Source organism: Mesorhizobium sp. M0833 (assembly GCF_040319905.1).
GTDB lineage: Bacteria > Pseudomonadota > Alphaproteobacteria > Rhizobiales > Rhizobiaceae > Mesorhizobium.
Window position 1 is genome coordinate 125,911 of record NZ_JAMYOQ010000004.1, and the last position, 20,511, is coordinate 146,421.

General features: G+C 63.6%; 25 protein-coding genes, 1 tRNA gene and 1 pseudogene. 17 read left to right on the forward strand and 10 right to left on the reverse strand.

The window, feature by feature from the left end:
• The 8 genes from cbiE to NKH98_RS06580 all read left to right on the forward strand — a co-directional run bounded on the left by cbiE (position 1) and on the right by NKH98_RS06580 (position 6,633).
• Positions 1-1,242, forward strand: a complete 1,242-nt coding sequence (cbiE, locus tag NKH98_RS06545) for a precorrin-6y C5,15-methyltransferase (decarboxylating) subunit CbiE (protein ID WP_352897249.1) — start codon at positions 1-3, stop codon at positions 1,240-1,242.
• The gene (locus tag NKH98_RS06550) at positions 1,239-1,619 is read left to right on the forward strand and encodes a cobalamin biosynthesis protein (RefSeq protein ID WP_352897251.1); all 381 of its coding nucleotides are present in this window, start codon (positions 1,239-1,241) and stop codon (positions 1,617-1,619) included. The genes cbiE and NKH98_RS06550 overlap by 4 nt, the downstream gene beginning before the upstream one ends.
• Entirely contained in the window at positions 1,616-2,380 is a 765-nt protein-coding gene (gene cobM / locus NKH98_RS06555) for a precorrin-4 C(11)-methyltransferase (protein WP_352897253.1), read from the forward strand. Before NKH98_RS06550 ends, cobM begins: the two co-directional genes overlap by 4 nt.
• A complete protein-coding gene (cobA, locus tag NKH98_RS06560; protein ID WP_352897255.1) occupies positions 2,377-3,183 on the forward strand; it encodes a uroporphyrinogen-III C-methyltransferase in 807 nt (268 codons plus the stop codon). The genes cobM and cobA overlap by 4 nt, the downstream gene beginning before the upstream one ends.
• Positions 3,180-4,493 carry a cobyrinic acid a,c-diamide synthase CobB gene (locus tag NKH98_RS06565; RefSeq protein WP_352897257.1) on the forward strand — a complete coding sequence of 438 codons (1,314 nt, stop codon included), beginning with the start codon at positions 3,180-3,182 and terminating at the stop codon, positions 4,491-4,493. Before cobA ends, NKH98_RS06565 begins: the two co-directional genes overlap by 4 nt.
• Positions 4,490-5,251: an adenosylcobinamide-GDP ribazoletransferase gene (gene cobS, locus NKH98_RS06570; protein WP_352897259.1), complete on the forward strand. Its 762-nt coding sequence runs from the start codon at positions 4,490-4,492 to the stop codon at positions 5,249-5,251. Before NKH98_RS06565 ends, cobS begins: the two co-directional genes overlap by 4 nt.
• 24 nt (positions 5,252-5,275) lie before the next feature.
• Positions 5,276-6,286: a nicotinate-nucleotide--dimethylbenzimidazole phosphoribosyltransferase gene (gene cobT / locus NKH98_RS06575; protein ID WP_352897260.1), complete on the forward strand. Its 1,011-nt coding sequence runs from the start codon at positions 5,276-5,278 to the stop codon at positions 6,284-6,286.
• A gap of 77 nt (positions 6,287-6,363) precedes the next feature.
• Entirely contained in the window at positions 6,364-6,633 is a 270-nt protein-coding gene (locus NKH98_RS06580; RefSeq protein ID WP_352897261.1) for a hypothetical protein, read from the forward strand.
• 137 nt (positions 6,634-6,770) lie between these two features.
• On the opposite strand, the gene NKH98_RS06585 is transcribed toward NKH98_RS06580, so the two are convergent.
• Both NKH98_RS06585 and NKH98_RS06590 read right to left on the reverse strand, forming a co-directional pair.
• Positions 6,771-6,846: transfer RNA gene (locus NKH98_RS06585), tRNA-Lys, on the reverse strand.
• Positions 6,847-6,951: 105 nt separating this feature from the next.
• Positions 6,952-7,857 (reverse strand): PhzF family phenazine biosynthesis protein, encoded by a 906-nt coding sequence (locus tag NKH98_RS06590; protein ID WP_352897263.1) that lies wholly within the window; start codon positions 7,855-7,857, stop codon positions 6,952-6,954.
• A 111-nt stretch (positions 7,858-7,968) separates the two neighbouring features.
• Between NKH98_RS06590 and NKH98_RS06595 the strand changes: the two genes are divergently transcribed.
• From NKH98_RS06595 to NKH98_RS06615, 5 genes and pseudogenes are all read left to right on the forward strand, one after another.
• Positions 7,969-9,261 carry an efflux RND transporter periplasmic adaptor subunit gene (locus tag NKH98_RS06595; RefSeq protein ID WP_352897264.1) on the forward strand — a complete coding sequence of 431 codons (1,293 nt, stop codon included), beginning with the start codon at positions 7,969-7,971 and terminating at the stop codon, positions 9,259-9,261.
• A 15-nt stretch (positions 9,262-9,276) separates the two neighbouring features.
• Entirely contained in the window at positions 9,277-9,972 is a 696-nt protein-coding gene (locus NKH98_RS06600; protein ID WP_352897435.1) for an ABC transporter ATP-binding protein, read from the forward strand.
• A gap of 110 nt (positions 9,973-10,082) precedes the next feature.
• Positions 10,083-10,645, forward strand: a pseudogene (locus NKH98_RS06605) (ABC transporter permease); the annotation flags it as partial.
• Positions 10,646-10,876: 231 nt separating this feature from the next.
• Positions 10,877-11,191, forward strand: coding sequence for an ABC transporter permease (locus tag NKH98_RS06610; protein WP_352897436.1), 315 nt, complete (start codon positions 10,877-10,879; stop codon positions 11,189-11,191).
• Between the two features lie 114 nt (positions 11,192-11,305).
• Positions 11,306-11,548: a hypothetical protein gene (locus NKH98_RS06615; RefSeq protein WP_254820696.1), complete on the forward strand. Its 243-nt coding sequence runs from the start codon at positions 11,306-11,308 to the stop codon at positions 11,546-11,548.
• On the opposite strand, the gene NKH98_RS06620 is transcribed toward NKH98_RS06615, so the two are convergent.
• Together NKH98_RS06620 and NKH98_RS06625 are read right to left on the reverse strand one after the other, a co-directional pair.
• Complete coding sequence (locus NKH98_RS06620; RefSeq protein WP_352691645.1) at positions 11,545-12,267, reverse strand: hypothetical protein; 723 nt, start codon at positions 12,265-12,267, stop codon at positions 11,545-11,547. The two genes, NKH98_RS06615 and NKH98_RS06620, sit on opposite strands and share 4 nt — an antisense overlap.
• 7 nt (positions 12,268-12,274) lie before the next feature.
• A complete protein-coding gene (locus tag NKH98_RS06625) occupies positions 12,275-13,387 on the reverse strand; it encodes an endonuclease/exonuclease/phosphatase family protein (protein WP_352477526.1) in 1,113 nt (370 codons plus the stop codon).
• Between NKH98_RS06625 and NKH98_RS06630 the strand changes: the two genes are divergently transcribed.
• From NKH98_RS06630 to NKH98_RS06640, 3 genes are all read left to right on the forward strand, one after another.
• Positions 13,386-13,523 carry a hypothetical protein gene (locus NKH98_RS06630; protein ID WP_254820699.1) on the forward strand — a complete coding sequence of 46 codons (138 nt, stop codon included), beginning with the start codon at positions 13,386-13,388 and terminating at the stop codon, positions 13,521-13,523. The genes NKH98_RS06625 and NKH98_RS06630 overlap by 2 nt on opposite strands.
• 51 nt (positions 13,524-13,574) lie before the next feature.
• Positions 13,575-14,159: a BA14K family protein gene (locus NKH98_RS06635; RefSeq protein WP_352477524.1), complete on the forward strand. Its 585-nt coding sequence runs from the start codon at positions 13,575-13,577 to the stop codon at positions 14,157-14,159.
• A gap of 175 nt (positions 14,160-14,334) precedes the next feature.
• Entirely contained in the window at positions 14,335-14,619 is a 285-nt protein-coding gene (locus tag NKH98_RS06640) for a PilZ domain-containing protein (RefSeq protein ID WP_254820713.1), read from the forward strand.
• A 12-nt stretch (positions 14,620-14,631) separates the two neighbouring features.
• On the opposite strand, the gene NKH98_RS06645 is transcribed toward NKH98_RS06640, so the two are convergent.
• The 5 genes from NKH98_RS06645 to NKH98_RS06665 all read right to left on the reverse strand — a co-directional run bounded on the left by NKH98_RS06645 (position 14,632) and on the right by NKH98_RS06665 (position 19,398).
• On the reverse strand, positions 14,632-15,255 hold the full coding sequence (locus NKH98_RS06645; protein ID WP_352897266.1) for a hypothetical protein: 624 nt from the start codon (positions 15,253-15,255) through the stop codon (positions 14,632-14,634).
• Positions 15,248-15,769 (reverse strand): hypothetical protein, encoded by a 522-nt coding sequence (locus NKH98_RS06650; RefSeq protein ID WP_352897268.1) that lies wholly within the window; start codon positions 15,767-15,769, stop codon positions 15,248-15,250. The genes NKH98_RS06645 and NKH98_RS06650 overlap by 8 nt, the downstream gene beginning before the upstream one ends.
• A gap of 499 nt (positions 15,770-16,268) precedes the next feature.
• On the reverse strand, positions 16,269-17,246 hold the full coding sequence (locus tag NKH98_RS06655) for a DUF3592 domain-containing protein (protein ID WP_352897269.1): 978 nt from the start codon (positions 17,244-17,246) through the stop codon (positions 16,269-16,271).
• A gap of 455 nt (positions 17,247-17,701) precedes the next feature.
• Positions 17,702-18,721, reverse strand: a complete 1,020-nt coding sequence (gene ilvC / locus NKH98_RS06660; protein ID WP_023676662.1) for a ketol-acid reductoisomerase — start codon at positions 18,719-18,721, stop codon at positions 17,702-17,704.
• A 23-nt stretch (positions 18,722-18,744) separates the two neighbouring features.
• Positions 18,745-19,398 carry a TetR/AcrR family transcriptional regulator gene (locus NKH98_RS06665; RefSeq protein ID WP_352897271.1) on the reverse strand — a complete coding sequence of 218 codons (654 nt, stop codon included), beginning with the start codon at positions 19,396-19,398 and terminating at the stop codon, positions 18,745-18,747.
• Between the two features lie 156 nt (positions 19,399-19,554).
• On the opposite strand from NKH98_RS06665, the gene NKH98_RS06670 reads away from it, so the two are divergent.
• Entirely contained in the window at positions 19,555-19,983 is a 429-nt protein-coding gene (locus NKH98_RS06670; RefSeq protein ID WP_352897272.1) for an anthrone oxygenase family protein, read from the forward strand.
• Positions 19,984-20,019: 36 nt separating this feature from the next.
• On the opposite strand, the gene NKH98_RS06675 is transcribed toward NKH98_RS06670, so the two are convergent.
• The gene (locus NKH98_RS06675) at positions 20,020-20,472 is read right to left on the reverse strand and encodes a MarR family winged helix-turn-helix transcriptional regulator (RefSeq protein ID WP_352509627.1); all 453 of its coding nucleotides are present in this window, start codon (positions 20,470-20,472) and stop codon (positions 20,020-20,022) included.
• Between the last annotated feature and the right edge of the window lie 39 nt (positions 20,473-20,511).

The following is a 20,511-nucleotide window of genomic DNA, read 5'->3' on the forward strand; positions in this document are numbered from 1 at the left end:
ATGCCTGCTGAAGCTCCGCGCGGCGCCAAGCTCACCTCAAAGTGGCTCACGATCGTCGGCATCGGCGAGGACGGTGTAGCGGGTCTCGGCGACGAGGCCAAGCGGTTGATCGCTGAGGCCGAGTTCGTCCTCGGCGGCAAGCGCCACCTGGCCCTTGTCGCATCACTGGTCAAAGGTGAAGCGCGCGCCTGGCCGACGCCTTTCGATGCCGAGATGCGCGACGTGCTGGCGCTCTCTGGCAGACGCGTCTGCGTGCTGGCCTCCGGCGATCCCTTCTACCACGGTGTCGGCGTCACCCTCGCCCGCAAGGTCGCGGCAGAGGATATGCGGGTGATCCCCGCGCCCTCGGCCTTTTCGCTGGCCGCCTCACGCCTGGGCTGGGCGCTGCAGGACGTCGAGACCGTCTCGCTGCATGGCCGCTCGCTCGACCTGATCCGGCCGTTGCTGCATCCTTGCACCTGCATTCTCGCGCTGACTTTGGACGGCGATGCACCGGAAGCAATTGCCCGTCTCCTGACCGAGCTCGGCTTCGGCGCTTCGCGGTTGACGGTACTGGAGGCACTGGGCGGGCCGAACGAAAGGCTGCGCTCGGCGAGCGCCGGCACCTTCGACCTCGCAAAGATCAATCCGCTCAACGTGCTCGCGATCGAAGTTGAATCGACTCCGCAAGCACCCATCCTGCCGCTGACAGCGGGACGTGCCGATCGTTTGTTCGAGCATGACGGCCAGATCACCAAGCGCGAAGTGCGCGCCGTCACCCTGTCCGCTCTCGCGCCAAGGCGCGGCGAACTGCTGTGGGACATCGGCGCCGGATCGGGCTCCATCGGCATCGAATGGATGCTGGCCCATCCTTCCATGCGTGCCATCGCCGTTGAGGCCGATCCGGCCCGCGCCGCCCGCATCCGACGCAACGCCGCGGCCTGCGGCGTTCCCGGTCTCGCCGTCGTTGAAGGTTCGGCACCGCAAGCTCTTGCCGGGCTGGAAACGCCGGCAGCGATCTTCATCGGCGGCGGCGGCAGCGATGCCGGCGTGCTGGAAAGAGCCATCGATGCCTTACCTGCCGGCGGCCGCCTAGTCGCCAACGCAGTGACCCTGGAGATGGAGGCACTGCTGCTTTCCCGTCAAGCTGTGCTCGGAGGCGAGCTTACCCGGATCGCTGTATCCCGTGCTTCGCCGGTTGGTTCGATGCAGGCCTGGCGGCCGGCTATGCCGGTCACCCAATGGAGTTGGGCCAAGCCATGATGGTCGCGGGCATCGGCAGCCGCAAAGGTGTCAGCACACGCGACGTGCTTGCTGCGGTAGAAACCGCGCTGGAGGCGCACGGGCTTGCCCTGCCCGCGCTTTCAGCCCTCGCGACCGCATCTCTCAAGCAGGATGAGGCGGCAATCTTCGCCGCCGGACGTGAACTCCGCCTCCCGGTGATCGTTGTCGAGCAGGACGAACTCAAAGCTGCATCTGCGACCAGCCACTCCGACCTATCACAGGAGCATGCCGGCACGCCGTCTGTTTCCGAAGCCTCGGCGCTTGCCGCCGCCGGCAAAGGCGCAAAGCTGCTCGGGCCGCGCACGGTGCTCGGTGCTGTCACCTGCGCCATCGCCATCAGCGGAGATGCGGCATGACCGTTCACTTCATCGGTGCCGGCCCGGGTGCTGCCGATCTCATCACCTTGCGCGGCAGCCGCCTTCTCGGCAGTTGTCCCGTCTGCCTCTATGCCGGATCGATCGTCGCGCCGGAGCTGTTGCAGCACTGCGCGCCCGGAACGAGGTTGATCGACACCGCACCGATGTCACTCGACGAGATCGAGGCCGAATATCTGGCCGCCCACGCGGCCGGCCATGATGTCGCCCGCCTGCATTCCGGTGATCTGTCGGTCTGGAGCGCAGTTGCCGAGCAGATCCGCCGGCTGGAAAAGCACGGCATCCCTTATACGCTGACGCCGGGCGTGCCGTCCTTCGCCGCTGCGGCGGCAGCGCTGCGCCGCGAGCTGACCATTCCAGAAGTCGCGCAAAGCCTGGTGTTGACCCGAATCTCCGGCCGCGCCTCGAAAATGCCGCCCGGCGAAACGCTGGCCGGCTTCGGCCGCACCGGCGCCACGCTGGCCATCCACCTTGCCATCCACGCCATCGACCGCGTCGTCGCCGAGCTGACGCCGCATTACGGCGCCGACTGCCCGGTCGCAGTCGTCTTCCGTGCCTCCTGGCCGGACGAGCGCGTGCTGAGCGGCACGCTGGCCACCATCGAGGCGCAATTGGCCGCCGATCCGATGGAGCGCACGGCAATCATCTTCGTCGGCCGCTCGCTGGCGGCGGAAGGCTTTGGCGAAAGTTCACTGTATGACGCGCACTACCAGCGGCGCTTTCGCGGACGGGGCGGGTTGTGAGCGGCGCCAATAGAAACACTACGGTCGAGCAGGCGCTCACCCGGCTGAACTTCAAGCCGCGCCAGCTGGAGCCCGGTCATGTCTGGCTGGCCGGTGCCGGCCCTGGCGATCCCGGCTGCCTGACGCTGGAAGTGCTGGCCGCCCTCGGACAGTGCGACGCGCTGGTTTATGACGCGCTGGTCTCGCCCGCGGTCGTCGCCGTCGCCGAGGGCGCGGAACTGTTCTATGCCGGCAAGCGCGGTGGCAAACCATCGATGAAGCAGGACGACATTACCGCTCTGCTGGTTCGGCTGGCGCGCGCGGGCCGGCGCGTCGTCAGGCTGAAGGGGGGCGATCCCTATATTTTCGGGCGTGGCGGCGAAGAGGCGCTGGCGCTGGCGGGGAAAACCATCCCGTTCCGCATCCTGCCTGGCCTGACGTCCGGCCTCAGCGCGCTGGCCGCCACCGGCATTCCCGGCACCATGCGCGGCATCAACAAGGCGCTGATCCTGGCGACCGGTCACGCCGCCGGCACCGATGACGATCTCGACTGGGCGGCCATCGCCCGTACCGGCCAGCCGGTGGTCATCTATATGGGCATGGCCAATCTGCCACTGATCGCCGCCTCGCTGCTCGAGGGCGGGCTGGCGCCTTCGACGCCCACCGCGGTGATTGTCGCTGCGACGACACCGCAGGAACGGATCGTCGTCGCCACGCTCGCCACCATTGCGGAAGAGACAGCGGCCGCCGGTCTGACGTCGCCGGCGCTGATCGTCGTCGGCGGTATAGTCGCTATGCGTGCGGCACTGGCGGGCGAGCCATGACCCGCGCCATCATCGTCGGCGCGCCGCGCTCGGGCTCGGGCAAGACCAGCGTCACCATCGGCATTCTGCGCGCGCTCGCCCGGCGCGGCCTGAAGGTGCGCGGCGCCAAGTCCGGCCCGGACTATATCGATCCCGGCTTCCACACCGCCGCCACAGGCTTGTGCGGCATCAACCTCGACAGCTGGGCAATGCCGCCGGCCCTGCTTAACGCACTGGCCGGCGAAGCGACCGAAGATGCCGATTTTATCTTCCTCGAAAGCGCCATGGGCCTGTTCGACGGAATTCCGGCTGCTCCGGGCCGCACCGGCTCGGCCGCCGACCTTGCCCGACTTTATGGCTTGCCGGTGCTGCTGGTGCTCGACGTTTCCGGCCAGTCGACCACGGCGGCGGCCGTTGCCAAGGGCTTTGCTACTTATGACCCCGATGTGCGCATGGCCGGTGTCGTGCTCAACCGATTGGGCAGTGAACGCCACCGCCGACTGTGCGGCGACGCCATCGAAGCGCTCGGCTTGCCTGTCGTCGGCGCTATCCTGCGCGATCCCTCGCTCAACCTGCCCGAGCGTCATCTCGGCCTCGTTCAGGCCGGCGAATATGAGAATCTGATGGCGCATCTCGACCGGCTGGCCGATATGGTCGAGCGCTCGCTCGACCTCGACGCCATCATGGCTCTGGCGGCGCCATTCACGCCCGCGCCGGGCAATTTCGGCGACGCGCTGCCGCCCCCCGGCCAGCGCATTGCACTCGCCGAGGACGCTGCCTTTACTTTCCTCTATCCGCACGTTGCCGCGCATTGGCGCAAGGCCGGCGCCGAGATCGTCCCATTCTCGCCGCTCGCCGATGAACCGCCCGGCGACAATTGCGATGTCTGCTGGCTGCCCGGCGGCTATCCCGAGCTCCACGCCGGCCGCCTCGCCGCCGCTGCGAATTTCAGGGCGGGCATGGCGAGGTTCGCCGCCACGCGGCCGGTGCATGGCGAGTGCGGCGGCTTCATGGTGCTCGGCGAGGCGCTCGAGGACGCATCGGGCGAGACGCATCGGATGCTTGGCCTGCTCGGCCATTCGACCAGCTTCGCCAAGCGCAAGATGAATCTCGGCTACCGCGAGGCGCGGCTGCGGTCCGGCTGTCCGCTCGGCAGCCAAGGCACGCTGATCCGCGGCCATGAGTTCCACTACGCGCAGATGGTTGCGACCGGCAATGACGAGCCGCTGGCCGATCTCGCCGACGGGCAAGGCAACCCGCTCGGCGCCTCCGGCTGCCGGCGCGGCAATGTCAGCGGCACGTTCTTCCATGCCATTGCGAGGGGCGCATGAAGGCCTCGCAACAGCAAATTCTCGATGATATCGCGCTTTGCCTCGTCTTCTTTACCCGGCTGCCGCTGCCGCGAGCCGACTTCCGTAGCCGCAGCCTTGCCGCTGCGATCTGGGCTGCACCGGTCGCCGGTCTCGCCGTCGCTATGGCCGGTGCGCTGGTCTACGCCGTCGGCACGAGGCTGGGCCTAGCCGGAGGTTCTGCTGCAGCGTTGGCCCTTGCCGCGATCTTGCTTGCCACCGGCGGCCTGCATGAGGACGCGCTGTCGGATGTTGCAGATGGTTTTGGCGGCGGCAAGACACGCGACAGGAAATTGGAGATCATGCGTGACAGCCGCATCGGTGCCTACGGCGCCTGCGCGCTCGGCATCTCGCTGCTGATCCGCTGGAGCGTGCTCTCTGGATTCGCCGGCCCGGCCCACGTGTTCTGGGCTTTGATTGCCGCGCATGCCGCCTCGCGCGGCCTGCCCGGCGCCTTCATGCACCTGCTGCAGCCGGCCCGCAGCGACGGCCTTTCGGCCGAAGCGGGCACCGTCTCGGCTAAAACAGCTGGCATCGGTGCCGTACTCGGTGCGGTCGCGCTGCTGGCGCTTGGGCTCGGCGGCGCCTTCACAGCACTCATCTTGCTTGGACTGGTATTTCTCGCCTTCCGCTCGCTTTGCCTCAACCAGATCGGCGGCCAGACCGGCGACACCGTCGGCGCCCTTCAGCAGCTGGGCGAGATCGCAATCCTGCTCGTCGCTTCCATTTCCCTTTCTTGACTCTGTTTCGGAGATTTTGCCCCCATGCCTTTCAAATCGCTCGATGAACTGCGCGCCGCCTGCCTCGGCCTGCCCATTGGCAGCGACGCCGCGGCCAATGCCGTCGCCCGCCGCCAGGACACGCTGACCAAGCCGCAAGGCAGCCTTGGCCGGCTGGAGACAATAGTCGCCTGGCTGGCGCGCTGGCAGGGCCGCGACATGCCAAAGCTCGACCGTGTCAAGGTCTTCGTCTTCGCCGGCAATCACGGCGTCACCGCGCAAGGCGTGTCGGCCTTCCCGTCGGAGATCACCGTGCAGATGGTGGCGAATTTCGCCGACGGCGGCGCCGCCATCAACCAGCTTGCCCGCATCGCCGGCGCGGAGCTGGACGTCATCCCGCTTGATCTGGATCATCCGACCGGCGATTTCACGCAAGACGTGTCGATGGACCACGAGGCCTTCCTCGCTGCCGTCTCGGCCGGCTACGGCGCGATCAGCAGGGAACTCGACCTTGTCTGCTTCGGCGAAATGGGTATCGGCAACACCACCCCGGCGGCGGCCATTTCGACCGCGCTGTTCGGCGGCGGCGCCGAACGATGGACCGGGCGCGGCACCGGCGTCGACGATGCCGGCCTCGTGCGCAAGATCGTCGCCATCGAGGCCGGCCTGAAGCGCCACGCCCCGGCGCTGGCCGATCCGCTGAAGGTAGCGGCAGCCCTCGGCGGCCGCGAGCTCGCGGCGATCCTTGGTGCGACGCTGGCTGCGCGTCATCTCGGCGTGCCGGTATTGCTCGACGGCTTCGTCTGCACCGCCGCAGCGGCACCCTTGGCAGCGCTGCACCCTGCTGGCCTCGCCCACACGCTGGCAGCCCATGTCTCGGCCGAATCCGGCCACCGTCGTCTATTGGAGGCGCTCGGCCTGCCGCCCTTGCTCGACCTCGGCATGCGGCTCGGCGAAGGCTCCGGCGCCTGCCTCGCAGTCAACATCGTCCGCTCGGCGCTGGAGTGTCATGCCCGCATGGCAAGTTTTGCCGAGGCTGGTGTTTCGGAGAAGTAATCGGATACGGCCTATGAACTCGATCCACTAAGGCAGCAGCTTCCGTTCGCAATGTTTCTCAGATAAATCTGGTGGGGATGAAAAAGTTTCAGCCCGCCTACTCTGCTGCGTTTCTCATTGTCGGTAGCGGTGCGCTAATTTCGCGCGGCAGATATTCCAGCTACGGTCCGATCGACACTGCGATTCTCGTCCTTTTCTTGATCTTCTTCTGGTGGCTTATCAGCGACTTTTCAGGGGGAAAAGCCGATGTTGATGCTGACAAACGTCAGAGTGCTGACAATGGCATCGCTTTTCGGTTCGGCAAGCTTCTGAGCCGCGTTTTCGGGCGCGGCAATCGCAGCGTTTGATCCAGTCGGCTGCGAGCTAAGAGCACACGCCTCGCCAAAGACTATCGGACTCCAAAGGCAGCCCAAAGTTGATGAAACGAGCGCGGTGAATGAAACCGGCTCGTTCTAAGGTCTTTCCACCAAATCCTGGAGATTTTTGGTGGGTGTGCACAGGATCGAACTGTGGACCCGCTGATTAAGAGTCAGCTGCTCTACCAACTGAGCTACACACCCACACGGCCGGTAAACCCAGCGTTGGCGGGCATATAGCCGCCGCCATCCGCCATGTCCAGCCCCGTGGGATTCATTTCCCGACAAATCGCCGAAGTGCCGAGGTCGTCAAACAAAAAGCCTGCCTTCAGCCACCTTCACCGCATGGCCGCCGATGCGGGCGGCCGCCAGTTCGCCGCCTTCGACATTCAATTCGAGGCGGATGCGCGACGGCCGGCCCATCTCCAGCCCCTGCTCGATCCACAGTTGTGAAACGCCGTCCGTTGGGCCGTCGAAATGCATGATCGCGCCGGCGAACGCGGCCGCCGCTGAGCCGGTCGCCGGGTCTTCGTAGGACGGATTACCGGGCACCATCATGCGGACATGGAAGGCACTGTCATGGTGCACCGTCTCGCGGCAATACACATAGGGGCTGGCGAAGGCCCATTCGCTCTTGCGTGGTGCCAACTCCGACCACGCCTGGTTGTCCAGCCTGATCCGGGCGGCCGCCTCCAGATTGGCGACGGGGATGGTCACGTAAGGCACGCCAGCCGACCAGAACGAAACGCGGTGGTTCTCGAAGCCGATCTCGTGCGGCCCAAGGCCAAGGGCCGCGCCGATCGCCTCGGGATCGGCCGACAATTCCAGCTGCGCAGGCAGTTTCGCCAAATCGAACTCGGCAAAGGTCGAACCATCGTGCTTGCTGACAGCGCAGCGCACCGGGCCGATATTCTCCTCGAGGACGAAGATGCCGGCGGCCTCTCCCGCCATTTCGGCGAGCGCTATCGCCGAGCCGACGGTCGGGTGGCCGGCGAACGGCATTTCATAGTCGGGTGTGAAGATACGGATGCGGGCCCGATGCTTGGGATTATCAAGCGGCAGCACGAAGACGGTTTCGGACAGGTTGAACTCGCGCGCCACCGCCTGCATCGCCGCAAGGTCCAGCCCGTCACAGTCGAGCACCACGGCCAGCGGATTGCCGGCCAGCCGGTTGGTGGTGAATACGTCGTAAAGCAAGTAATTCCGCGGCTGCATCTCAGTAAGTCCTCTGCCTCATTCCTAACATGAGCGAAATTTAATTTGAATTTTGAACCATAAGGCCTGATTTGTGCACTGATGGGATATCACTGAACATAGGGGTCCGGCGTGGACCAGATTGTCAATCTGCCAAAGACGGAATCCGCTTCCGCCATCGAGACGGCGCTCGGACTTGACCACCAGGGCCTGAAGACAAAACGCCGTCGCGGTTGGCTTTACGCATTGTTCGCGCTGCTTGCCGTCGCCGCCGGTGCCATCGGCTACCCGTGGTATGCGGGCTCGCCCGCCAAGATCGAGTATACCACGACACTGGCCGCCATGGCCGACCTTACCGTCGCGGTTTCGGCTACCGGCACGCTGCAGCCCCTCACCCAGGTCGATATTTCCAGCGAACTCTCCGGCGTCGTCCGCTCGGTTTCGGTCAACGAAAACCAGCTGGTGAAGAAGGGCGATGTGCTGGCTGCGCTCGACACCGCAAAGTTGGAGGTGCAGATCGAGCGCGCCCAGGCCTCCGCCAAGGCAGCGGCGGCGAGCGTCGAGGACGCCACTGTGACCCTGGCCGAAAACGAAAAGGCGCTGGTGCGCGCGGCACAACTGACCAAGCGCGGCATGGCGACGGACCAGTCGCTCGAAGCGGCAACCGCCACGCGCGACCGCTCGAAGGCGGCGCTCGATATTGCCAAAGCCAACCTCGCCATGGCCAGTGCCGATCTCAAGGCGCAGCAGACGGATCTTGCCAAGAGCACCATCTACGCTCCGATCGACGGCATCATACTGACGCGCTCGGTCGATCCCGGCCAGACGGTCGCCTCTTCGCTGCAGGCGCCGGTCCTGTTCGTCATCGCCGCCGATCTGAAGAACATGGAGTTGAAGGCGGCGGTCGACGAGGCCGATATCGGCGCCGTCAAACCAGGCCAGCATGCGCGCTTCACCGTCGATGCCTTCCCGGAACGGCCGTTCGACGCCGAAATCCGCGACATCTCCTATGCCTCAGTCACCACCGACGGCGTCGTCACTTACGATGCAAGGCTGGATGTCGACAACAGCGAACTTCTGTTGCGGCCCGGCATGACAGCCACCGTCTCGGTCGTCACCAAGCAGGCCAGGAACGTGCTCACCGTGCCGTCGATCGCCTTCCGCTACCGGCCGGCCCAGACGGCGGAGCGCGGCTGGAGCCTCACCGACCTGTTCACAGGCCGCATGGGACGCCCCGGCGGCAACCGCCAGCACCAGGCGGCGACGAAGCCCACCGACGGCTCGCGCACGCTCTACGTGCTGGAGAATGGGCGGCCGCATCCGGTCAACGTCAGGGTCGGCTCGACAGACGGAGAACTGACCGAGATCGTCTCCGGCCTGGAGGAAGGCGCACAAGTCATTACCGCCTCGCAGCAGCGGAGCTGATCGTGATCGGGCGCGATCACCCTCATAGGCTTCGACAAGGTCTGGAAAAGCTATGGGCAGGGGGAAGCCCGGGTGCACGCGCTGGCCGGCGTCGACCTCGCCATCAGGCGCGGCGAATTCGTCGCCATCATGGGCCCGTCCGGTTCCGGCAAATCGACGGCCATGAACATCATTGGCTGCCTCGACACGCCGACCGCTGGGACTTACAGCTTCGAAGGCATCGACGCCGGCCGTCTCGACCGCAACCGCCGTGCTCAGCTGCGCAATCTCTATGTGGGCTTCGTCTTCCAGGGCTATAATCTCTTGCCGCGCACTACGGCGGCGGAGAATGTCGAACTGCCGCTGATCTACCGCGGCGTAGGTGCCCGCGAGCGCCGCGGCCTTGCCATGCAGGCACTTGCCGAGGTCGGCCTTGTCGGCCGCGAGCATCATACGCCAGCCGAGCTGTCCGGCGGCCAGCAGCAGCGCGTGGCGATCGCCCGCGCCATCGTCACCAGGCCGACGCTGCTCGTTGCCGACGAGCCGACCGGCAATCTCGACACCGCCCGCACGCACGAGACCATGGAGCTCCTGACGCAGCTGAACAGCGAGCTCGGCCTGACCATCGCCATGGTCACGCACGAAGCCGATGTAGCCGGCTATGCCCAGCGCACGATCCGTTTCCTCGATGGCCATGTTGCCTCGGATATCGCCAATCTCGAGATGGCCTAGCCATGATCTGGGAAACCGTCCGCCTCTCGCTCCGCTCCATCCGCCGCAACGTGCTGCGCTCGTTCTTGACGCTGCTCGGCATCGTCATCGGCGTTGCCGCCGTCATCGCCATGCTGACCATCGGCTCGGGCACCACCGAGAAGGTCAAGTCCGATATTTCCAAGCTCGGCAGCAATCTGCTTGTCATCCGTTCCGGCCGTCCGGCGGGGCCTGGCGGCCCTGGAGGGCTCGACCAGGTGGTCCGGCCTCTTGCCTACAAGGATCTCGCAGCGCTTGTCGCGCATCTGGACGGCGCGCGCGCTATCGCGCCGGCGTCGCAAAAGCAGGTGCGCGTCATTTTCGGCACCGAAAGCCTGACCTCGGGCGTCACCGGCACCGACAGCGCCTATCTCGATGCCCGCGACTGGAAGCTGGTTTCGGGCCGCCCGTTCAGCGATTCGGAAACCCGCTCGGGGACCGACGTCTGCTCATCGGAGAGACGGTGCGCCAGCAGTTCTTCGGCGCCGGTGACCCCGAAGGCGAGATCATCCGCGTTAACCGCACCTCCTGCAAGATCATCGGCTTGCTCGAACCGAAGGGCTATACCGGCTTCGGCCAGGACCAGGACAATGTCGTGCTGATGCCGCTCGCCGCCTATCAGCGTCGCATTGCCGGCAATCGCGACATCGAATCGATCTATGTCGCCGCCGACGACCGTACGCCAACCACGGTGCTGCAGCAGCGCGTCGAGGACATCTTGCGCGACACACGCCGCATCACGCCCGACCGAGACGATGATTTCTCGATCCGCGACATGACCCAGATCGCCGATGCCATGGCCAGCGCCACCACCACCATGACTGGCATGCTCGGCGCCGTCGCCGGCGTCAGCCTGCTCGTCGGCGGCATCGGCATTATGAATATCATGCTGGTGTCGGTAACCGAGCGCACGCGCGAGATCGGCATCAGGCTCGCCATCGGCGCCCACGAAAAGCACATCCTCATCCAGTTCCTGGTCGAGGCGACGGTGCTGTCGCTGCTTGGCGGCATCATCGGCATCCTGATCGGCCTGGCATTGGCCGGCCTCGCCTCGCTGACGCTGACGATCCCGTTTGCGCCAAGCCCGGCGGTCATCCTGCTTGCGGTCGGCTTTTCCGCGCTGATCGGCATGGTGTTCGGCTTCTTCCCGGCGCTGCGCGGCGCACGGCTCAACCCCATCGACGCGCTGAGGCATGAATAGAGCGTTGCAGCAAATGTCGCCTCGCGACGCTGCCAATTTTATAAGCAACCTGCCCTTGTCGCAGCACAATCTGCAATGATAACAATGCTGTTGGGGACTAAGGGGGAACAATGGATGAGCAAGAAAGGGCGACTGGCTCTGGCGATGGTGATCGTCGAAGCCGCATTGGCAGGGCTTTGGTGGAATTTGATCCGTTATGGAATGGATAATCCCGATCGCGTCACAGCTGACTTCCAGCAGGTAATTGGGCAGACGATGGGAACGGCGATGGGGGCACTCCTGGGTCTCGGCGTGCTGCTGTATTTTGTCGCTGCCCGCAGCGACCGCAAGGCTATTGAAGGCAGGTCGCGACGTTAGAGTCGGAATCCTTGCGCAAAGTGCCATTCGATCAGCGGTCTCATATGTGGCATCAACCCGTCCGGCAGATCGGCTGCATTACGGATGATCACAGGACCTTCGATTTCAGGCTCTGACTCGGCCGCGACGAAAGCGCGGATCCGCTGTGCCAGGTCGTCGGCGGAGGCCGTCTCGCGGTAGCGGCGAAAGATCACCGTGCCGCTTGCCGTCGACAGGGCGTAGTGGCGCCTGCCGCGTGTCGCGCCTGATAGGTCGAGGCCGGTTTCCTCCCGTACCTCGCGGATCATGTTGAAGTCGACGTCGACAAGGCCGTCGCGGAAATCGGTTGGCTCGAACGAGCCGGCGGCGAAGTAGATGCGCCCGGCATTGACCGTATGCGGCGCCATGCGGATCGCCACCAGCGCATTGTCGCCAGCGACCAGCAAGGCGTGCGCGTAGGCATGTTCGGCGCCAGGCACCTGTCTATTGCTGCGCCAAAGCATGAAGGTCGAATACCGCACCGCATGGCAGCGGCCGACGAGGCGATTGTCGCGGTAGCTGAGTGCGGAAAGCAGCACCACAGTGCCGTCGAAAAGCGCCGGCTTGGATGCGGTCTCACGCCGCCAGTTCGCCGCGATCGCCTCGGCATTATCGCGCTCGAATGGATGCGGGCCAGGATCGAGCCTGACGTCGATGGCATCGACCGGCAGGATGACGTTGCGCGGCAGGTCGAAACTCACGCCTGTCTCACGCCATGTCGAGGCCAATTGCTACCGGGCAATGGTCGGATGCCTTCGGCCGGTCCCACCCTGCGCGTGGGAAGCGCTCGACCTCCTGGCCGGCCGGAAATATGGTGCGCCAAGGCTGTCCGTTACGGATGATATCGGGAACGGCGGTGGCGTTCTGCCTGGCCAGCGCCCTCGACAAAAGGATGTAGTCGAGTTGGCAGAGATGCCGCTCTTCCGGTCCGCGCGTGTGATAGAAAGTCCAACGGTCCATTTCCGGCCGCCGCTCGACCGCGTTTTCGCAAAAACCGCCGGCAGTGAGCACGTCGATGCAGGACCGGGTCTCGTCGATCACCTCGAAGCGATAGCCGTCGAAAACATCGCCAGTGATCTTCACGCGCTGCCGGTAGTCGTTCATGTCGCCGCAGATTGCCCAGCGCTTGTCGGCGGCATGGTCCTTGCCGAAGCGCTCCTCGATGATCCGGCGCACCGCCTGCGCCTCGGCGATACGCAGCGGCATTGTCGCCTCGCGGCCGTCGAGGCCGTTACGGGGCGAGCCCATCGACTTGAAATGCACGAGATAGAGCGTCAACGGCGCGCCAGCCACGGTCAGATCGATTTCCAGGCAGTCGCGCCGGAAGATGCGTTCATTGGCCTGGTGACCAAGCGCCGCCAATTCCGCCGTGTGCAGCCCGAATTGCTCGAACGTGACATAGGCGTAGCTGGTCATGCGCACGAATTCGATCGGCTGGCCCTGCGCGGTCTCGTTGCGCATCATCACGGCGACGTCGATGCCGCGCGAATCATTGCCGGCGGTGGTGTATTTCTGCCGGTAGCCTTGCCCCACCATCTTGAACAGATAACCATATTCGAAGGCCTTCAGCGCCTCGATATTGTCGACCTCCTGCATGCAGATGATGTCGGCGCGGGTGGCCGCGATCGCCAGCGCCGTCAACTGCCGCGTGTCGTCGGATTGCGCGATGGCCCGCGCCTGCTCGAGCATCTTGTATTCGGCCTCGCTCTGGATGTCGAAAAGCGCCAGCGTGCGATCTTCGTTGAGCTGATTGCGGTATCCGGAATAATCAAACCTGTTCATCAGGTTTTCGACGTTGAAAGTGGCAAGGCGCAGCGACATGGCTTTGACCTTTGCCCGCAAGCGCGCCCGAAAACAAGGGCGCAGAAATCAGGCGGCTCTGCTTGATCGCGCGCTCGCTATGGCTGACGGAACCTTTTTGTTCATCTTCCGTTCAGATGGAAAGTTCCATCAATAGGCCCTTCCCCGGGGTATTCTGGGCGTGGGGCCTGAATCTTCGGAGAGTGCGATGAAACCGCTCTTTTTATCTTCTGTCAGATCCGGGCTGATGGCCCTCGGTCTGATCACCGGCCTCTCGGCCCCCTCGCTTGCCGGGCCAATACCCAAACCTCTGCTGCCGGTGGCGGGCAATGCTGCCGACATCGTGCAAATTCGTGAAGATTGGGCAGGCGGCAATGACAGGCAGATCTGGCGTTGGCGCAATCGCGGCTTTCGGCAATGGCACGGCGGCGACGATTGGAGATGGCGGTCCCACAATTTCCGCGGCCGTCATTTTTCGAGACACTGGGATAATGGCGGCTGGGACGACAGCTGGCGCTGGCGCCACCATCGCCGCCATTACCGCGGCGGCTACTATGATGATGGTGCGGGTGCCGCGATTCTTGGCTTGGGCCTGGGGCTCGGCCTTGGCAGCCTGTACAACAGCTACAACTACTACGACGCGCCGCCACCGCGCCGCTATTATCGCGCAGGGCGGCTTTCCAGTGCACATGTCCAATGGTGTTACAATCGCTACCGGTCGTACCGCGCCTGGGACAACACCTTCCAGCCCTATTACGGGCCGCGCCAGCAATGCTACTCGCCCTATAGGTAAGCAGGCCGACAACAAGCATCGTTCGGCGCCGTGCTTCGCGGCGCCTTTTTCTTCCAGCCAGGAACCGCGAACATCTCCCAGTCCCGACTGCTGATAACGCTATTTTTATCAGGCAGGTCTAATAATCCTCCCGATCAGAACGCCCGAGACGCGAAAAATGGCTGGATTGCGTGCGATGGCCGAGGACGAACAGAGGGACAAACGCCGGCAGCGCGTCTTCAAGGGCGCGACGATCCTGACCGGCATGACCAATTCCGAGGTCACATGCACGCTGCGCAACATGCATGCCGGCGGCGCCGAATTGAAGGTCTCGATCGACGCGCGCGTGCCCGACGAGTTCCTGCTCTATGTTCCGACCGACGGCATCGCCTACAAGGCCGTGGTCCGCTGGCGCCGCGAGGATCGCATCGGCGTGATGTTCATCGGCACCGAACCAAAGCCCAGTTGGCACTACGGCTGATATCTACCGGCGCTATCCGGGTGGCAGGACTTGCAGCGTCTGCTCGTCAAACAGCGGCTCATCCTGGCCGACGCGAACGAATAGAAGCTTTCGCAGTTCGGGTGATTGCACCTCGAAATACTGAATGCCGTCCGGGGCTTCGCCCCATTCGCCGCAAGGCGGTTCGCCGACCTCGTCAGGGTTGGCGACGGTCTTCAATTCCTCACGATAGGCGGCATCGGGACTGAAAACATACCGGAGGATGCGCGCGGGCGTCGCCCCTTCGGTGTAAGGCATGAGCACGCAACGTGTGCTGATGGCTTTCTCGGTCTTCTGCGGAAAAATGCGCCGCAACGCAGCATCGGCGGCCTCGCCAGGCAGCATATCGAAGACTTCGACGACGGGATCGGCCGGCCCACCGTCGCTGTATTTGATGGCAAGAGCATTGCCGCCAAGCTCGAAATGAATCCGGCGAAAGCCGAAATCGCAGCGCTGTACCCAGGCAGCCAGCCCGACATCCCTGTCCGCCAAGCGTTCCCAGCTGCATTTGTTGATAGGTGGACGCGACGGCGTGCTTTGGTCGGCACCAGCGTCCGTGGCCATGGCCACAAGGACCGACAGGATGCAGATACAGGCCGGCAGTCTCTTGTTATTCATCGCTGCAACCCGTCAAGCTAAAGGCGTCCCAGGCTGAACCGTCGGGATTGGCTTTGGCGAAATCGGGCCATTCGGTAAAAATCGCGCCAAAGTCAGGCAACAGCAACCCTGCCGGTGCCGGCGAAGTTTCGCGGGAACTCAGCTGCTCGGCACCGCCTGCACTGAACGCATAGACCTGCCCATCCCACACTCTGCACAGTCCGGTGCCGTCCTCGAGACCCGCCTCGCGATCGTCGTCGGTGCAGGTGTGCCGGATCGTACCCACCGGAAACGAGTACTTGCCATTGGTCCAGGTGATGTCCGACGGCAGACGAAGGTTGGTGTTGGGCACGATCAGCGAAAAGACCTCGGTCGTCAGCGCAGCCGGCTCGTTGTCTGTGGGCCGGAACTGTATCGTCGCTCCCGAACGCGGCTCGCGATAGGTCGCATGGCTGAGCGAACATTCTGTTGCGTTCGCCGCTTGCGACAGGCTCAGCATGCTCAGAAAAATAGCTGCTGCCTTGCGGATGATCATTTAAGTCCCTGGAGCAGCATCATTGTGAAGTCTAAGCATCGATGCCTTAGCATGGCCCGATGTCATGGTCGAAAGAAAGAATCGATGATGCGAAATCTCTTGATGCTCATTTCGATCTTAACATTTTCGTGCGGCAGCGCCTTTGCCACGGAACCCTATGTCGGCACATGGTCCCGGGACAGATCGAACTGCACCGCCGTTGCGGATGTTCAACGCCAGACTGTCTACACATTGTACCGCGATGCGCTGTCGGTCCCTGCTCTCGGCTGTGACCACGCAATGTTTCTCAAGACACCCACGGGTTGGGTGGCGCGGGCCAGCCAATGCTACGGATCCGACCCGTCGGCCGAAGAGCCGTTCTCCCGTGTCATCCATGTTGTCGTCGACGGGGCGACGTTGAGACTGACATGGCCGGGCTTCGACAGCGGAGTTCTTGTCAGATGCTGAAGACAAGTGCCCTTCCTCTGGATCTACAGCGTCGAGGACGGCAGCTTCAGCCTTAGATCACCCCGACAAGCAGCGCGGCTCCACCTATGAAGCCAACTGCGCAGACCCACAGGAGCCAAAGCCCACTCACCCTGCATTCGAGAACCGCGGCAGCCGGATTGGCGGGATCGTAGTGGACCTCGACCTTGTCGCCCTGGAGGTAGCGCCGTGATTGACCGCTGACGAGGCTCGGCAGCGAAGCCGTCACGTTTGCGCCGAAAGCGATGCGATCGGCGGCGTAGCGCTGGCCGGCGACGCTATAGCTGTAGACGATGCGGGATTTGAAGACTGTTCGCCAGGGCCGATAGCCGCTTCCGGACCTGTCGCGGGTCTCAAATTTCTGCAAGCCCGAAGCATCGATGTGTCCTGCCGTGATGGGCCATTTCGCCGCCTGTTCCGCTAGTGACTTCTGGGCGAAGCCCATGCGCAGGACAAACAATCCCATGAACAGCAGCAGGGCCGCGGCGCCGAGGTTCTGCGGCTTGGGCAAAAACGGCCGGATCGCTTCCAGGACGCCGCCGACGGAGAAGACCAATACCAGCGCGCCAACCACCAGCCCGGCCGAAAGCTGGACCATGAATTTGAAGGAACCTTCGGGCATGGTGCGTTCGATTACGGCCTTGGCTGGATCGGCCGGGTTGTAGAAGACGGTTACGCCAGCCCCGTTTGGAAATTTCGCAAGGGTTTCCGCCACGGCAAAGTTTCCAAGGTTCTCCTGCACGCTGTAGTGCGAACTGCGAAACTTCTTGCCGTTCACCTTGTATTCGAAGGTGATCGCCGGGAAGTTGCGCATCTCGGTCGACCCTCTGCTGTCCGAACCGGATCCCGAACTGGTCACCTCGCGAGCCTCGACACGCGACGAGACGATCTTTCCCGGCGTCGGAGACCAGCGGCTGACCGCCCTCACCTCCCACCACTTCAGGAACGTGACGAGGGAGAGCATGCCGGCAACCGCGCAGGCAAACCCGATCAACAGAAATTTGAGTTCCAACGCTCACCCCCTTTGGCACTTTTGTGCCATGCCCCGCACAGGCATACCACGGTGATGAGGATAATACGCCTGTCCACAAGCCTGGGAACCACACAATATTGATGCGAAAAAGCCGGCGGATCGCTCCGCCGGCCTTTCTTGATCGGCAATGAAATTGCGATAGTTCTTGGCCTTATCGACCAGCTTGTTCTTGGAAATCCCCCGCGCGCCAGCAGGGCGAAGCCTGAGGACGCGCAACGAAACGAATGTGGATTTCCTTCAGTTCTTGGCCTTGTCGACCAGCTTGTTCTTGGAATCCCCCGCGCGCCAGCAGGGCGAAGCCTGAGGACGCGCAACGAAACGAATGTGGATCTCCTTCAGTTCTTGGCCTTGTCGACCAGCTTGTTCTTGGAAATCCCCCGCGCGCCCGCAGGGCGAAGCCTGAGGACGCGCAACGAAACGAATGTGGAGTTCCTTCAGTTCTTGGCCTTGTCGACCAGCTTGTTCTTGGAAATCCACGGCATCATTGCGCGCAGCTTGGCGCCGACTTCCTCGATCTGGTGGCTGTCATTGTTGCGGCGGATGCCCTTGAAGCGCGACATGCCGGCGCGGTATTCCTGCATCCATTCCGAGGTGAACTTGCCGGTCTGGATATCCTTCAGCACGCGCTTCATCTCGGCCTTGGTCTCGGCGGTGATGATGCGCGGGCCGGAGACGTATTCGCCCCATTCGGCGGTGTTCGAGATCGAGTAGTTCATGTTGGCGATGCCGCCTTCATAGATCAGGTCGACGATCAATTTGACCTCGTGCAGGCACTCGAAATAGGCCATTTCCGGCGCGTAGCCGGCTTCCACAAGTGTCTCGAAACCGGCGCGGATCAATTCGACCAGACCGCCGCACAGCACAACCTGCTCGCCGAACAGGTCGGTCTCGCACTCCTCGCGGAAATTGGTCTCGATAATGCCCGAGCGGCCGCCGCCAACGCCGCAGGCGTAGGAGAGCGCCAGGTCGAGCGCATTGCCCGAAGCGTCCTGGTTGACCGCGACCAGGCACGGCACGCCGCCGCCCTTCTGGTATTCGCCGCGCACAGTATGGCCAGGCCCCTTCGGCGCGATCATCACGACGTCGACCGAGGCTTTAGGCTCGATCAGGCCAAAATGCACGTTGAGGCCGTGGGCAAAGGCGATCGCTGCGCCATCGCGGATGTTCGGCGCGATCTCGGATTTGTAGATGTCGGCCTGCAGCTCGTCGGGCGTCGCCATCATCATCAGGTCGGCCCACTTGGCGGCATCGGCCACGCTCATCACCTTGAGCCCGTCGGCCTCGACCTTCTTGGCGGTCGCCGAGCCGGCCTTGAGGCCGATGGCGATGTCCTTGACGCCGGAATCCTTGAGGTTGAGCGCATGCGCCCTGCCCTGGCTGCCATAGCCGATGATGGCGACCTTCTTGCCCTTGATCAGGTTGAGATCGGCATCGCGATCGTAATAGACACGCATTTTTCTTCCTTCCCGTTTTGAATTCAGAGGCCTTGCGGCCCGGTTTTTGCCCCGTAAAGAGCTAGAAACTGCTGCGTCGCCCGGACGGCATCGCCGCCGATCGCCGCATCAGTCAATTCCAGCCGATCGCCAAGCAGCAGGCGGATCTGCACGTCACGGGCGACCAGCCCGAAAAAGGTGCGGAACGCCGTCTCAGCATCGGAAAACTCGAGGAAACCAGCTTCCTTGCCTGCCTCGAGCACCGGCTTAAGGCGCCTGGCCAGTGCGAAGCGGCCGTTCTCCAGCACGATGGCGCCGAGATCGTCTTTCCCCGAACTAGCATGGCCGACCGCCACCCGGTTCAGCGCGATCGAGGTGTCGCTCGAAATTACCTTGAGCCAGTCCGAAGCGAAGCGTTCGAGGCTCGCCGTCAGCGAAGCAAGGTCGAGCCCCTTGCGATCAACCGGCACTACCCGCACCTTGGACGCCTGCCATTGCACCGTTGCCGTCAACAGCCCGTCGCGATCGCCGAACCATTTGTAGAGCGTCTCCTTAGAGCAGCTCGCCCGCCGCGCCACCGCGGTCATGGTCAACTGATCGCCCTCTTCGACCAGCAGGCGAAGGGCAGCGTCGAGCACGGCTTTCTGCCGCTCCGTCAGCGTCTCGCTGGTGTCGATGTCGGTCACAGCGTGCAACACAGTCTTTCCTCAGGAGGCGAACTCGCCCGCAGTTCATATGGGAGCTCGATAGCGTACCGTACGTTACGGTTCGGCTTTATGGCGTATTGCCCGACCCGGCGCAAGTCTTTATTTCTGTAGCTTGCTCCATGCGGGGCATCACGGGAGACACGGATCATGCTCGCCGGATTGCTTGCCTTGACCGTTACCGCAGTGTTCGCAGGCGCGGCTATCTACGTCAGCGTAGCCGAACAGCCGGCGCGGCTTCGCCTCGAGGACAAAGCATTGCTGCAGGAATGGCAGCCTTCCTACAAGCGCGGCGCAGCCATGCAGGCCTCGATCGCCGTCATCGCCTGTATTCTAGGCCTCGTCGCGTGGTGGCTGACAGCCAATTTCGCTTATCTGGCCGGCGCCGTGCTGATCATCCTGCCTTGGCCATGGACGCTGCTGGTGATGATGCCGGCAAATAGGTTGCTGGAGGCGATGGACGCGAACACCATCAATCCTGAAGCTCGGACATTGATCGTCAAATGGGGCAATTTGCATATGGTCCGCGTCGGGCTTGGCGTTCTGGCGACATTGGCATTCCTCTGGGGCAGTGCCTGACCTCGCAAATCGGCGCATCTTCGCCATGAAGGCGTGTCACTCCAGGGCGGGCGGAACTCGCAGGCGCCCAAGCAGAGCTGACAGCGCATCGAGCTCATCATTGGAAAGCCGGGAGCCGACCAACTCCGCGATCGAGCGGCCGTAGACGGCCCACATGCGGCGACGCGTCTCGCGCCCCTTGTCGGTGACGCGGACGGTTTGCCCGCGGCCGTCATCGGCAACGGGAAGCTTCTCGACCAGCCCGTCGGCTTCCAGCCGCGCCAGCAGCCGGGAGATGTTGTACTGCGCAAACAGGGTGCGCTCGGTGAGTTGGAACGGCCGCAATCCGCCCTCGCCCGCCTCGGCAAGCTCATGCAGGACGTCGTACCACGCAAGCGGCGGCAGGCCACTGTCCTTCAGCGCGTCCTCGGCTCTTTCCAACAACTGGCGCGAAACCCGCATCAGGCGGGCCCAGGCTTTGATTGCTGGAGGTGTAGGAATCCCGGTCATGATTGCATCGTAGGGGATAGATGCAACTGCATCAAGCTT